This is a genomic window from Kosakonia sp. SOY2, from assembly GCF_027109175.1.
Classification (GTDB): Bacteria; Pseudomonadota; Gammaproteobacteria; order Enterobacterales; family Enterobacteriaceae; genus Kosakonia.
On sequence record NZ_JAPVXH010000003.1, the window covers coordinates 266635 to 279979 of the forward strand.

At 55.5% G+C, this 13345-nt stretch carries 14 protein-coding genes; 8 read left to right on the top strand and 6 right to left on the bottom strand.

Translation table 11 applies throughout. The features are described from left to right. Positions 1 to 14: 14 nt before the first annotated feature. Entirely contained in the window at positions 15 to 572 is a 558-nt protein-coding gene (locus O3S68_RS18100) for a DcrB family lipoprotein (RefSeq protein WP_045507737.1), read from the bottom strand. 72 nt (positions 573 to 644) lie between these two features. After that, positions 645 to 1310, bottom strand: coding sequence for a 7-cyano-7-deazaguanine/7-aminomethyl-7-deazaguanine transporter (locus O3S68_RS18105; RefSeq protein ID WP_269232145.1), 666 nt, complete (start codon positions 1308 to 1310; stop codon positions 645 to 647). Positions 1311 to 1497: 187 nt separating this feature from the next. Here O3S68_RS18105 and tusA point away from each other — a divergent pair, with 187 nt between their 5' ends. Further along, complete coding sequence (tusA, locus tag O3S68_RS18110) at positions 1498 to 1743, top strand: sulfurtransferase TusA (RefSeq protein ID WP_025263810.1); 246 nt, start codon at positions 1498 to 1500, stop codon at positions 1741 to 1743. Here tusA and zntA read toward each other — a convergent pair. Beyond that, the gene (gene zntA / locus O3S68_RS18115) at positions 1740 to 3956 is read right to left on the bottom strand and encodes a Zn(II)/Cd(II)/Pb(II) translocating P-type ATPase ZntA (protein ID WP_269232146.1); all 2217 of its coding nucleotides are present in this window, start codon (positions 3954 to 3956) and stop codon (positions 1740 to 1742) included. The genes tusA and zntA overlap by 4 nt on opposite strands. A gap of 75 nt (positions 3957 to 4031) precedes the next feature. Then, positions 4032 to 4658 (bottom strand): lysoplasmalogenase, encoded by a 627-nt coding sequence (locus O3S68_RS18120; protein WP_269232147.1) that lies wholly within the window; start codon positions 4656 to 4658, stop codon positions 4032 to 4034. A gap of 129 nt (positions 4659 to 4787) precedes the next feature. On the opposite strand from O3S68_RS18120, the gene O3S68_RS18125 reads away from it, so the two are divergent. Next, on the top strand, positions 4788 to 5153 hold the full coding sequence (locus O3S68_RS18125) for a DUF2500 domain-containing protein (RefSeq protein WP_269232148.1): 366 nt from the start codon (positions 4788 to 4790) through the stop codon (positions 5151 to 5153). Between the two features lie 24 nt (positions 5154 to 5177). Here O3S68_RS18125 and O3S68_RS18130 read toward each other — a convergent pair whose 3' ends face one another. Together O3S68_RS18130 and rsmD are read right to left on the bottom strand one after the other, a co-directional pair. Then, positions 5178 to 5447 carry a DUF1145 family protein gene (locus tag O3S68_RS18130; protein ID WP_025263811.1) on the bottom strand — a complete coding sequence of 90 codons (270 nt, stop codon included), beginning with the start codon at positions 5445 to 5447 and terminating at the stop codon, positions 5178 to 5180. Further along, a complete protein-coding gene (gene rsmD / locus O3S68_RS18135) occupies positions 5437 to 6039 on the bottom strand; it encodes a 16S rRNA (guanine(966)-N(2))-methyltransferase (protein ID WP_269232149.1) in 603 nt (200 codons plus the stop codon). Before rsmD ends, O3S68_RS18130 begins: the two co-directional genes overlap by 11 nt. Positions 6040 to 6228: 189 nt before the next feature. Between rsmD and ftsY the strand changes: the two genes are divergently transcribed. The 6 genes from ftsY (at position 6229) to O3S68_RS18165 (ending at position 13293) form a co-directional block, all read left to right on the top strand. Then, complete coding sequence (gene ftsY, locus O3S68_RS18140) at positions 6229 to 7599, top strand: signal recognition particle-docking protein FtsY (protein WP_269232150.1); 1371 nt, start codon at positions 6229 to 6231, stop codon at positions 7597 to 7599. Positions 7600 to 7601: 2 nt separating this feature from the next. Next, positions 7602 to 8270, top strand: coding sequence for a cell division ATP-binding protein FtsE (ftsE, locus tag O3S68_RS18145; protein WP_017459577.1), 669 nt, complete (start codon positions 7602 to 7604; stop codon positions 8268 to 8270). After that, positions 8263 to 9321, top strand: a complete 1059-nt coding sequence (gene ftsX, locus O3S68_RS18150; protein WP_017459576.1) for a permease-like cell division protein FtsX — start codon at positions 8263 to 8265, stop codon at positions 9319 to 9321. The genes ftsE and ftsX overlap by 8 nt, the downstream gene beginning before the upstream one ends. Positions 9322 to 9588: 267 nt before the next feature. Then, positions 9589 to 10446 carry an RNA polymerase sigma factor RpoH gene (gene rpoH / locus O3S68_RS18155; RefSeq protein WP_045507756.1) on the top strand — a complete coding sequence of 286 codons (858 nt, stop codon included), beginning with the start codon at positions 9589 to 9591 and terminating at the stop codon, positions 10444 to 10446. A gap of 236 nt (positions 10447 to 10682) precedes the next feature. Beyond that, the gene (locus tag O3S68_RS18160) at positions 10683 to 11948 is read left to right on the top strand and encodes a 4-aminobutyrate--2-oxoglutarate transaminase (RefSeq protein WP_269232151.1); all 1266 of its coding nucleotides are present in this window, start codon (positions 10683 to 10685) and stop codon (positions 11946 to 11948) included. A gap of 241 nt (positions 11949 to 12189) precedes the next feature. Further along, entirely contained in the window at positions 12190 to 13293 is a 1104-nt protein-coding gene (locus O3S68_RS18165) for a branched-chain amino acid ABC transporter substrate-binding protein (protein ID WP_269232152.1), read from the top strand. Positions 13294 to 13345: the final 52 nt, after the last annotated feature.

The window sequence follows — 13345 nt, forward strand, 5'->3', positions numbered from 1 at the left end:
ATGTTCAGAGCGGCTTATTTCACTACGATGGTGTTAATAATGTTTTCCGCCGTGGTTTGCGCCTGCTGCTGGTTATCCGCCGGCAGCGTCACCTGGATGGTCAGCAGTTTGTCATCAACTTTACCCAGCACCACTGAAGACCATGCCGTCTGGCCTTTCGCGGAGATAATGCTGTCGAGCTGTTGCAGTTTCTGGCCTTTCAGTTCGATGGATTTGTTGGTGACCACCTGCAACTGCGGGTCGCGGCTACGCTGCTGCTCTTCCAGACGTTTTGTCAGCGCGCTTAACTCTTCTGTCGTGTTGTCGCCGACAATCACAATTACCGCTTTCTGACCGGTGGCATCGGAATACACATGCATATTATTGGACTGCGTGCCCAGTTTACCGCTCTGATCGGTCATATCCGCAGGCAGCGAGAAGCTGAGTTTGCCGTCGAGCAGGGTTACCGGTTGACCGTTGGCGTTGCTTTCGGCGGCAGCACCCTGAACAGGTTTTTTGCTGTCGCTGTTATCACAGGCAGCCAGCCCAACAACCAGCAGGCCGATACCGACATATTTCACCAGATTGCGCATTGACTTCTTCCTTTCAATAAACAGCCATAACGGCTCATCGGCGCATCTTATCACATCTGATAAGCCGTACCTTTAACTCGCCTGCAACGCGCTAATTTCAGATTTGTCTGCCAGTCTTTTCAGCAACATATTCAACAACACACCATACATTGGCAGGAAGAACGCGATGCTGATAAGCACTTTGAAGCTGTAATCCACCAGCGCGATTTCCGTCCAGTGCTGCGCCATAAACGCATCCGGGCTGTGCCAGAAAGCGATAAAGAAAAAGGCGATGGTGTCGCTGGCGTTACCAAAAACCGTCGACGCGGTTGGCGCGAGCCACCAATGGCGGCTCTGGCGCAGGCGGTTAAAGACATGCACATCGAGAATTTGCCCCAGCGCGTAAGCCATAAAGCTGGCGGTGGCGATACGGGCGACAAACAAATTGAAATGCGCCAGCGCGCCGAAACCCTGCCAGCTGCCCATGTAGAACAGCGAGGAGATAACGTAAGAGGCAAGCAGCGCGGGCACCATCACCGCGAAGATAATTCGCCGGGCTAACGGCGCGCCGAAAATGCGCACGGTTAAATCTGTCGCCAGGAAGATAAACGGGAAGCTAAATGCGCCCCAGGTGGTATGGAAACCAAAGATAGAAACCGGCAACTGCACCAGATAGTTACTGGAGATGATCACCCACAGGTGAAAAAGCGAAAGCCAGACCAGCGCCTTCATGCGCTGTGCGTTTGAAAAGTGCGTCATATTGTGACCTTTTTGGTAAATGGGGTGAGGGAACCCAGTACTTTTTATGCTCTGTCGAGCAGAGCCGCCGCATGATACTGCAAACGCAGTGGGATGCAATGGTTAATTTTAGCGCAATCGTTAACCTCGCTTGCGTCACAAAAAAGGCGGCGTAAACTAATGCGGTTTTTTCCCTTGCGAGATGAAGATGACCGATCCGTTTTCCACCGCCGACCATACGCTGGATGCTCAGGGCTTACGCTGCCCGGAGCCGGTGATGATGGTGCGCAAAACCGTGCGCAATATGCAAATCGGCGAAACATTGCTGATTATCGCCGACGATCCGGCAACCACCCGCGATATTCCCGGCTTTTGCCGTTTTATGGAACACGAGCTGGTCGCCGGGCAAACCGAGTCTTTGCCGTACCGCTATGTAGTGCGTAAAAACCACTAATCTTTTGTGCGCAACAGGCGCAGCGCGTTGGCGGTTACCAGCACCGTGGCGCCTGTATCGGCCAGCACCGCCAGCCACAGACCGGTCACGCCGAGCAGCGTTGTCACCAGAAAAATCGCTTTTAAGCCGAGCGCCATGGCGATGTTCTGACGAATATTGCTGTGCGTGGCGCGCGCCAGGCGGATCATCTGCCCCAGGCCAGTCAGCCGGTTATGCGTGAGCGCGGCGTCGGCGGTTTCCAGCGCGACATCCGTTCCGCTTCCCATCGCGATACCGATGGTTGCAGCTTTCATCGCGGGCGCATCGTTAATGCCATCGCCAACCATCGCCAGGGGCGCTTGCTGGTTGAGCTTGTGTACCGCATCGACTTTATCTTCCGGCAGCAAGCCAGCGCGGAAATCCAGCCCCAACTGACCAGCAATGGCCGCAGCGGCGCGCGGGTTGTCGCCGGTGAGGATCACGCCCTGTACGCCTAGCGCATGCAGGGCGGCAACGGCTTCTCTGGCGTCATCGCGCAGCGTATCTTGCAAGCCGATCGTACCGATAACCTCGCCGCCGCGCTGTACCACCACCACGGTTTGCCCATGGCTTTCCTGCTGCGCAATCTGCGCCAGTACGGTGTCGTGAAGCGCGCCTTGCGGCAGTTTGTCCGGCGCGCTGATCAGCACCTGCTGCCCGTTAATCGTCGCCTCGATGCCTTTGCCCGCCAGCGCGCGCTGCGCCATAGCCTCCGGAATCGCCAGCGCACGTCGCTGCGCTTCCTGCACAATGGCCAGCGCCAGCGGGTGGGTGGAACCCTGTTCAACCGCGGCGCTCAGCGCCAGTAATTCGGCCTCTTCAGTACCGGAAAACGGCGTGATACTGGCGACTTGTGGTTTGCCGATGGTCAGCGTGCCGGTTTTATCAAACGCCACCTGACGAATGCTGCCGAGCTGCTCCAGTGCCGCACCGCCTTTAATCAGCGCACCGCGACGTGCCGCCGCCGCAAGGCCCGAGGTGATCGCCGCTGGTGTGGAGATCACCAGCGCGCACGGACAGCCAATCAGCAGCAGCGCCAGCCCTTTGTAGATCCACGCAAGCCAGGGCTGCGCAAACAAAAGCGGTGGAACGATGGCGACCAGCAGCGCCACGGCCATGATAGCCGGGGTGTAAATGCGGCTGAAACGGTCGATAAAACGCTCAATCGGCGCGCGGCGCTCTTCTGCTTCTTCAATCAGTTTCAGAATGCGGTCAATCGCGCTTTCACCCGGTTTAGAAACCACTTCAAGCTGCACCAGACGGTCAACGCTGGTGGCACCTGCCGGAACGCTTTCACCTTCTGCGCGCTCGACCGGCACCGATTCGCCCGTTAACGCACTTTCGTCAAAGCTGGCAAACGGCGAGACCAGCCGACCATCCGCAGGCAAACGCCCGCCCGCCGGGACTTCAATCACATCGCCCGGTTGCAGATCGCTTGCCGCGACACGCTGGCGCTCACCGTTGCGCAGACGTGTTGCGGTATCCGGTTTTAACGCCATTAACGCGCTGACACCGCGCCGCGCACGGCTGGCGGCCCAGCCTTCAAGCCGCTCGCCAATCAAAAACAGCAGCAACACCATCGCCGCTTCCGCCGTCGCGCCAATAAACAGCGCGCCGATGGCCGCCACGCTCATTAACGTTTCGATGGCGAACCAACTGCCGCTTTTCATTAAGCGCAGCGCCTGGCGGGCAATCGGCCACAGCCCGACCAGCGTGGTGGCGATAAACGCCATCTGGCCGAAAGGATGGTTGACCTGTTCCAGCCCCCAACTGAGCGCCATCATCACAATTAAAAGGAGAAGCGGCAGGTTTTCGCGCAGCCGTGAAGTTTCTGGCGCCGGTGCGTTTTCGCTGCGCAGTTGATATCCGGCCTGTTGTACGGCGCGTTCTACGCGCTCACGCACATCATCTTGCGCCACGACGATAAGTTTTTCGGTGGCAAAGGCAACCTGAACCTGGCCGACGCCTTCGATCTGGCGCACCGCATTTTCCACCTTGCGGGCGCAGGCGGCACAATCCATACCGTCAACCTGCCAGCTATAACGTTCGCCTTCGGCGGTCATTTCTGGCGTTTCGCGTTCTTCGCAGTGACCGTTGGTGCAGCAGGATGTCGTTTTTTCTTCTATCGGCCGCAGCTTAACCGCCGCGAATTGCGGCGCTTTTTTCAATTCAGGCGATGAGGTGGGGGCAGGCATGGCATCCTCCGGTGAATGATAATTTTCTCATTAACCGGAGTATGCACTCTGGAGTCGACTCCAGAGTCAAGCCTTTTAAATATACAGCGAGCGAACAATCAAAAAGTGCCCGGCAAAATAGCAGGCGGAAGCGATGGCGTTATCGGCGCTAAAGCGTTTGCGATAGTGGCTGCCAAGCCAGACCACGTTGCTGATCAGCAGTAGCGATGCGCCAACGAAAGCCGACAGTGCCGGGCTGGTCGGGCGGAAAAACCACAGCTCGCCTGCCAGCCACACCATCACCAGCGTCATGGCGATAAAGGTACAGACCGCCATGCGCAGTTCTTCGAGGCGCGACCAGATCACCGCTACCAGCAGCGCGCCGATAATCAGCAGCACCATCGGCAGCGGCCAGAAGAACGAAAGCGTCATCTGGCTGGCGAAATAGATGGTATAGAGCAAATGCGCGAGGAAAAACGCGCCGATGGCATAGAGCAGTTTTTGCCGCGGCAACAGCGTGAGCGCATCACCGACCAGCGAGGCACACAGACCCGCCAGCACCAGGTAGCTAATGGCATCGAACATGGGCGCTTGCCAGGCCAGTAACAGCAGGAGTAAGAGCGTAACGGGTTTGAAAACCCAGCGCTGCCAGACCGGGCCACGATACGAAGCGTCGACATATAGCCAGGCGGAAAGGCAGACAGCAATAAATGACCACAGCATAATTAAGTCCCTGTATCTGTTATTGTTGCGTAAATCTCTCTTACTCAGTGTAGTGGCGGGAAAAGGAGGATGACAACGCTATTTCCGCCGCGATAAGCTCAATTCCGCTTTTTCCGACAGGTATTCGCCATGAGTAAACCACCGCTTTTTTTCATTATCGCCATTGGATTGATTGTGGTTTTTGCCTCTTTCCGCTTTGTACAGCAACGGCGCGAAAAAGCCGAAAACGATAGTGCGCCGCAGCAGCAAAAAAGTGTGGTGGTGAGCAACAAACGGGAAAAACCGCTTAACCCGCGCCGTTCTCGCCAGCAACAGGTTACGCCCGCAGGAACCGCCATACGTTATGAAGTGAGTTTTAAACCGCAAGCCGGCGGGGCGGAGATGCGTTTTCGTCTGGATGAGCAGCAATATAATGCGCTGACGGTGGGCGACAGAGGCGTGCTGCGTTACCAGGGCTCGCGCTTTGTGAACTTTACGCCGGAAGCAGCCCGGTAAGCAGAACGCCACCGGGCGATGGGACTACTTCTTCTCTTTTAATTTCTTCTGCCAGATAAGCAGCTCAAACACGCCGAAGAGAAAAACACGAATTTGCTCCGCTTTGCTCATTTGTGGGCCGTCTTTCGGCAGCGCCGTTTTCAGCATGGTGGCTTGCAGCGCATGCATAAAGACGGTGAAGACAAGCGCGACGTTGACGAAAATGTTCAGCGGACGCGGAAAGGGCTTAATCAGGTTCAGAATCAGAAATGCCCAGATGCAGAGCATCAACAGACGCCCGAGGTTAATCAACAGCGGCATGCTTCTCTCCTTGTGCTTCGCGGTGGTACAAACGATACGCTACCTGCCCGGCGACTTTTTCCCGATGCAGTTGCCAGTGAGCGGGTACGGGCGGTAATCCATTTTCGACTTCGCTTTCGATATAAATCAACGCGTCGTCGGCGAGCCAGCCGTTGTTTTCCAGCAGGCGCACGGTCTCTTCCAGCATCCCTTTACGAAACGGTGGATCGATAAACGCAATATTGTGCGGTGTGCCTGGATTGGCTAAAAACGTCAGCGTGTTGGTGTTGACCACTTTCGCGTTGGCGGCTTTTAACGTGGCCAGGTTTTGCTGCAACTGCTGGGCGACACTGCGCTCCATTTCCAGCAAGGTTGCGCTGGCGGCGTAGCGAGAGAGCGCTTCAAGCCCCAGCGCGCCGCTGCCAGCGAAGCAATCGAGACAGTGGGCGTCTACCATTGACGGCGCCAGCCAGTTGAATAAAGTTTCACGCACGCGATCGGTGGTCGGGCGCAAGCCGGGGCTATCCGGAACCGGTAATTTACGGCCCCGCCACTGGCCGCCAATAATGCGGATCTGGCCGGTGGCGGCGCGGGTAGGTTTCTTCATGGTTATCGCTTTGCTCATCATTTCGACCTGCTATTCTAGCGGTCTGTCGAATGACGTTAAACCCTAATCCTCAGGCCGTGATGCAAGTTGAGGAAAGTGGTAGACTATCCGACTAATTAACAAATGTTTTCAGTCCCGGCCGTGCAGACGGGCTGCGCCATGAAACAATAGCGAGGAGTGTGGTCGCCAATGGCAAATGAGAAGAAACGTGGCTTTTTTTCCTGGCTTGGCCTTGGGCAGAAAGAGAAGGCTGAAGAGGCGCAAACCGAACAGCAACCTGTAGCTGAGCAGCCGGTTGAAGAAACCTCGGTTGCCGGGCCTGCTGCCGACAGCGAAAAATTCGCCGAAGAGGTTGTTGAGGTTAGCGAGCAACTGGTGCACGAAGAGGCGCCGGCGGAAGCTGAGAGCGAAGAAAGCCCGGCGGTTATCGAACATGAAGAACTGCCGCTGCCGGAAGAGGTGGCTGAGCAGGAGATCGGTGCTGAAGAGTGGCAGGCGGAAGCTGAACCGCTGGAAGAAGACGATGTTCCGCTAAGCGATGAAGAGCTGGACGCGCAAGCGCTGGCCGCTGAAGCGGCGGAAGAAGCGGTGGTTGTCGTGCCGGTTGAAGAATCCGTGCAGGAGCAGGAAAAACCGACCAAAGAAGGGTTCTTCGCGCGCCTGAAACGCAGCCTGCTTAAAACCAAAGAAAACCTCGGTTCCGGATTTATCAGTCTGTTCCGCGGGAAAAAGATCGATGATGATCTGTTCGAAGAGCTGGAAGAGCAGTTGCTGATTGCCGATGTCGGGGTGGAAACCACGCGCAAAATCATCACCAATTTGACGGAAGGCGCGAGCCGCAAGCAGTTGCGCGATGCGGAAGCACTTTATGGGTTGCTGAAAGATGAGATGAGCGAGATCCTCGCCAAAGTGGATGAGCCGCTTAACATCGAAGGTAAAACTCCGTTTGTGATTTTGATGGTTGGTGTCAACGGTGTAGGTAAAACGACCACCATCGGTAAGCTGGCGCGCCAGTTTGAGCAGCAGGGTAAATCGGTGATGCTGGCGGCGGGGGATACTTTCCGTGCCGCCGCAGTTGAGCAGCTTCAGGTGTGGGGCCAGCGCAACGATATCCCGGTGATTGCCCAGCATACCGGTGCGGATTCCGCTTCGGTGATTTTCGATGCTATCCAGGCGGCGAAAGCGCGCCATATCGATGTGCTGATTGCCGATACTGCAGGCCGCTTGCAGAACAAAGCGCACCTGATGGAAGAGTTGAAGAAAATTGTCCGCGTGATGAAGAAGCTGGACGAAGACGCGCCGCATGAAGTGATGCTGACGATTGATGCCAGCACCGGGCAAAATGCTATTAGCCAGGCCAAACTGTTCCACGAGGCTGTCGGTTTAACCGGTATTACGCTGACCAAACTTGATGGCACCGCCAAGGGCGGGGTTATTTTCTCGGTGGCGGATCAGTTTGGCATTCCTATCCGCTACATCGGCGTCGGCGAACGTATTGAAGATTTACGTCCGTTTAATGCGGGCGATTTTATAGAGGCACTTTTTGCCCGAGAGGATTAACAATGATTCGCTTTGAACACGTCAGCAAAGCCTATCTCGGTGGGAGACAAGCGCTGCAGGGGGTAACATTTCACCTGCAGCAGGGCGAGATGGCTTTTCTGACCGGGCATTCCGGTGCGGGGAAAAGTACCCTGCTGAAGCTGATTTGTGGGATTGAGCGGCCAAGCGCCGGGAAAATCCTCTTTGGCGGCCACGATATTACCCGTTTGAAAAACCGGGAAGTGCCGTTTTTGCGTCGTCAAATCGGGATGATTTTCCAGGATCACCACCTGCTGATGGACAGAACCGTGTTCGATAACGTAGCGATCCCGCTGATTATCGCGGGTGCCAGCGGCGATGATATTCGCCGTCGCGTCTCGGCGGCGCTGGATAAAGTCGGGCTGCTCGACAAAGCGAAAAGCTTCCCGATCCAGCTCTCCGGCGGTGAACAACAGCGCGTGGGTATTGCCCGCGCGGTGGTAAACAAACCCGCCGTGCTGCTGGCGGATGAGCCGACCGGTAACCTGGATGAAGCGCTGTCTGAAGGGATTTTACGTCTGTTTGAAGAATTTAACCGCGTAGGGGTAACAGTGCTGATGGCAACGCACGATATCGGGCTGATTTCCCGTCGTTCGTACCGCATGCTGAGCCTGAGCGACGGTCATTTGCATGGAGGCCTGGCGGGTGAATAAGCGCGATGCACTAAACCACATTCGGCAGTTTGGCAGCAAATTAGACCGTTTTCGTAAATCGTCCGCGTCCTCCAGCGAGGGCAACCGTAATGCGCCGCGTCGCGGCAAAGCGCCAGTTAAAGCGCCTTCGCGTAAGAGTAACGTCTTTAACGAGCAGGTACGCTACGCCTGGCACGGTGCGTTGCAGGATCTGAAAAGCAAACCGCTGGCGACGTTCCTGACGGTGATGGTCATTGCTATCTCTCTGACACTGCCCAGCGTCTGTTACATGGTCTACAAAAACGTTAATCAGGCTGCGTCGCAGTACTATCCGTCGCCGCAGATCACCGTCTATTTCGATAAAGCGCTGGACGACAACGCGGCGCAGCAGGTGGTGGGGCAACTCCAGTCCGAACAGGGCGTGGAAAAGGTCAATTACCTGTCACGCGAAGATGCGCTGGGCGAGTTCCGTAACTGGTCCGGGTTTGGCGGCGCGCTGGATATGCTCGAGGAGAACCCGTTGCCCGCCGTGGCGGTAGTGGTACCGAAACTGGATTTTCAGAGTACGGATTCGCTGAACACGTTGCGTGACCGCATTTCCCGCATTCAGGGTATTGATGAAGTGCGCATGGATGACAGCTGGTTTGCGCGGCTGGCGTCGCTGACTGGCCTGGTCGGGCGCGTGGCAGCCATGATTGGCGTACTGATGGTTGCGGCCGTGTTCCTGGTGATCGGCAATAGCGTGCGGCTGAGCATTTTCGCCCGCCGCGATACCATCAACGTGCAGAAACTGATTGGTGCGACGGACGGTTTTATCCTGCGCCCGTTCTTGTATGGCGGCGCGTTGCTCGGTTTCTCCGGCGCGTTTTTATCGCTGATCCTGTCGGAAATCCTGGTGATGCGCTTGTCGTCAGCGGTCACGGAAGTGGCGAAAGTGTTCGGCACGCAGTTTGAGCTGAGTGGGCTGTCGTTTGACGAGTGCTTGCTGCTGTTGCTGGTGTGTTCGATGATTGGCTGGATTGCCGCCTGGCTGGCAACGGTTCAACATTTACGTCACTTTACTCCGGACTAAAGAATCTCTGGTATACTCCTTCCCTGCACGTGAAGTATTCCCGTAGCAGGGAAGCGTAATATCCCTTCTGAGGTTCCTTGCTCCGGTTTATCATCCTGATGTCACATTTTGTGCGTAATTTATTCACAGACCTACAAGGAACTTGTGGATAAAATCACTGTCTGATAAAAATGTGAATGCTATTCTCGTTGCTCAAAAGCGCTGGCATGTTTGTTGCCTGATGGGGACAGACCGCCGCCAGCTGATAAGTGAATTGAGAGGATTTGAATGACCAAAGAAATGCAAACTTTAGCTTTAGCCCCTGTTGGTAACCTGGAGTCTTATGTCCGGGCTGCGAACGCATGGCCGATGTTGACGGCTGATGAAGAGCGGGCACTGGCTGAAAAGCTGCATTACCAGGGCGATCTGGAAGCAGCGAAAAAGCTGATTCTGTCTCACCTGCGCTTTGTTGTTCATATTGCTCGTAACTATTCGGGCTATGGTCTGCCGCAGGCGGATCTCATCCAGGAAGGTAACATTGGCCTGATGAAAGCCGTGCGTCGCTTTAACCCGGAAGTGGGTGTGCGCCTGGTCTCTTTCGCCGTGCACTGGATCAAAGCTGAGATCCACGAGTATGTGCTGCGCAACTGGCGTATCGTGAAAGTCGCGACCACCAAAGCTCAGCGTAAGCTGTTCTTTAATCTGCGCAAAGCCAAACAGCGTCTTGGCTGGTTTAACCAGGATGAAGTGGACATGGTAGCCCGTGAACTGGGCGTGACCAGCAAAGACGTGCGTGAAATGGAGTCGCGTATGGCGGCGCAGGACATGACGTTTGATATGTCCTCCGATGACGATGCGCACGATAGCCAGCCGATGGCACCGGTGCTCTATCTGCAGGATAAATCATCTAACTTTGCCGACGGCATTGAAGATGACAACTGGGAAGAGCAGGCGGCCAACAAGCTGACCGATGCGATGCAGGGGCTCGATGAACGTAGCCAGCAGATCATCCGCGCCCGTTGGCTGGACGAAGATAACAAGACCACTTTGCAGGAACTGGCCGATCGCTACGGCGTATCCGCCGAGCGTGTGCGTCAGCTTGAAAAGAACGCAATGAAAAAACTGCGCGCCGCGATCGAAGCGTAAGCGTATTGCAGTGAATAAGCCGGGTCGGCGCAAGCCTCACCCGGCTTTTTATTATCTGAATTATCCCGCCGCCACTATCTTCACATCATCATGCGTTCATTCGTCTTCTGTCACAACGCGGCAGGAAAGCTGTCTTGTCGGTGTCCCTGCGCTTGCGCGAGACTGAGTAAAACATCGCTTTATCAAAGGCGCTATATACTTGGTAAGCGGGCATACACAGACAGGGGGCAATCAAGGTGAATAACAATGAATTGAATCAGCGCCGTTTACAGGCGACGCCGCGTGGCATCGGGGTCATGTGCGGTTTTTACGCCGCAAAAGCGGAAAACGCGACGTTGTGGGATGTGGAAGGGAACGAAGTGATCGACTTTGCCGCCGGGATTGCGGTGCTTAACACCGGGCATCGCCATCCAAAAGTGATGGCGGCGGTGGAAAAACAGTTACAGGCATTTACGCATACCGCTTACCAGATTGTTCCTTACGAAAGCTATGTCTCGCTGGCAGAACGTATTAACGAACGCGTGCCGGTTGCTGGCCCGGCGAAAACGGCGTTTTTCTCGACTGGCGCCGAAGCGGTGGAAAACGCGGTTAAAATTGCCCGCGCCTATACCAAACGCCCCGGCATTATTACCTTTGGCGGTGGTTTCCACGGTCGCACTTTCATGACCATGGCGCTCACCGGCAAAGTCGCGCCGTATAAAATTGGCTTCGGCCCATTCCCCGGTTCGATTTACCACGCCCAGTATCCCAACGCGCTGCACGGTGTGAGCACTGACGAGGCGCTGAAAAGCCTGGAACGTATTTTTAAAGCGGATATCGCGCCGGATCAGGTGGCCGCCATTCTGCTGGAACCCGTACAAGGCGAGGGCGGTTTTAACGTCGCACCGAACGATTTTATGCAGGCGCTGCGCAAGTTGTGCGATAGCCACGGTATTCTGCTGATCGTTGACGAAGTGCAGAGCGGTTTTGCCCGCACTGGCAAGCTCTTTGCCAGCGAGTATTACGATGTGAAACCCGATTTAATCACCATGGCGAAAAGTCTGGCCGGTGGCTTGCCGCTTTCGGCGGTGGCCGGGCGTGCTGAGGTGATGGATGCACCTGCGCCGGGTGGTTTGGGCGGCACTTATGCGGGCAATCCGCTCGCTATCGCGGCGGCACATGCGGTGCTGGACGTGATTGAAGAAGAAAATCTTTGCGAACGGGCGAACCATCTGGGCCAGCATCTGGTGGAAGTACTGAACCGCGCAAAAGCGCAATGCCCCTATATCGCTGATATCCGTGCACAGGGCTCCATGGTCGCGGTGGAATTTAACGATCCGCAAACTGGCGCGGCATCGGCTGAATTTACTAAACAGGTGCAGGAAAAAGCGCTGGCGGACGGGCTGTTGCTACTGAGCTGCGGGGTTTACGGTAACGTTATTCGCTTCCTCTACCCGTTAACCATTCCGGAAGTTCAGTTCCGCAAGGCGCTGGATATTCTCTCCCAGTCGCTGACGGATTAATTATTCAGCCGCCTGATGGGCGGCTTTCTCATTTTCTGTCATCAGTCTGTCGTACAACCTTCAAAATTGTTATTCCATATTCCGAAAAATGGGGTATGTTTTAGCAGAGTATGCTGCTCAGGTACGGGCGGAACGGCTAAAAACTACTATCATATTCTTTGCTTATGATAATAAGCGAAATAATGTGCCACACAACAACATCACAACAAATGCAATAACCATAACAATGGGGAAACTCAGGATGAAAATGAAGGGCAAAGCGTTACTGGCAGGATGTATTGCGTTAGCAATGAGCAACGTGGCATTCGCCAAAGATATCAAAGTTGCCGTTGTCGGGGCGATGTCCGGTCCGGTTGCGCAGTACGGTGACCAGGAGTTTACCGGCGCTGAACAAGCGATCGCCGACATTAATGCCAAAGGTGGGATCAAAGGCGACAAACTGGTTGCAGTAAAATATGACGATGCCTGTGACCCGAAACAAGCGGTGGCGGTCGCCAACAAAGTGGTCAATGACGGTATTAAATACGTTATCGGCCACCTCTGCTCCTCTTCTACCCAGCCGGCGTCTGATATCTACGAAGACGAAGGCATTCTGATGATCACGCCTGCGGCGACAGCGCCTGAGCTGACCGCGCGTGGTTACAAACTGACGCTGCGCACCACCGGCCTGGATTCTGACCAGGGCCCGACCGCGGCGAAATACATTCTGGAGAAAGTGAAGCCGCAGCGCATCGCCGTTATCCATGACAAACAGCAGTACGGTGAAGGTCTGGCGCGTGCAGTTCAGGACGGGCTGAAAAAAGGCGGCGCTAACGTGGTGTTCTTCGACGGTATCACTGCCGGTGAGAAAGACTTCTCTACGCTGGTTGCGCGCCTGAAAAAAGAGAACATCGACTTTGTTTACTACGGCGGTTACCACCCGGAAATGGGGCAGATCCTGCGTCAGTCTCGTGCCGCTGGCCTGAAAACCCAGTTTATGGGACCGGAAGGCGTGGCGAACGTTTCCCTGTCTAACATCGCCGGTGAATCCGCAGAAGGTATGCTGGTCACCAAACCGAAAAACTATGACCAGGTTCCGGCGAACAAACCGATTGTGGATGCGATCAAAGCGAAGAAACAGGATCCAAGTGGTGCGTTTGTATGGACCACTTACGCTGCGCTGCAATCACTGGCTGCAGGCTTGGAGCAGTCTGCCGATCCGGCGGCTATCGCAACCTGGCTGAAAGGCCATTCAGTGGATACCGTAATGGGGCCGCTCTCCTGGGATGAGAAGGGCGATCTGAAAGGTTTTGAATTCGGTGTCTTCACCTGGCATGCGAACGGTACAGCAACTGACGCTAAGTGATTTGCTGGGCTGAGCGTCGTCTTTCGCGCCTCAGTGGCGTTGGCTGCACGCA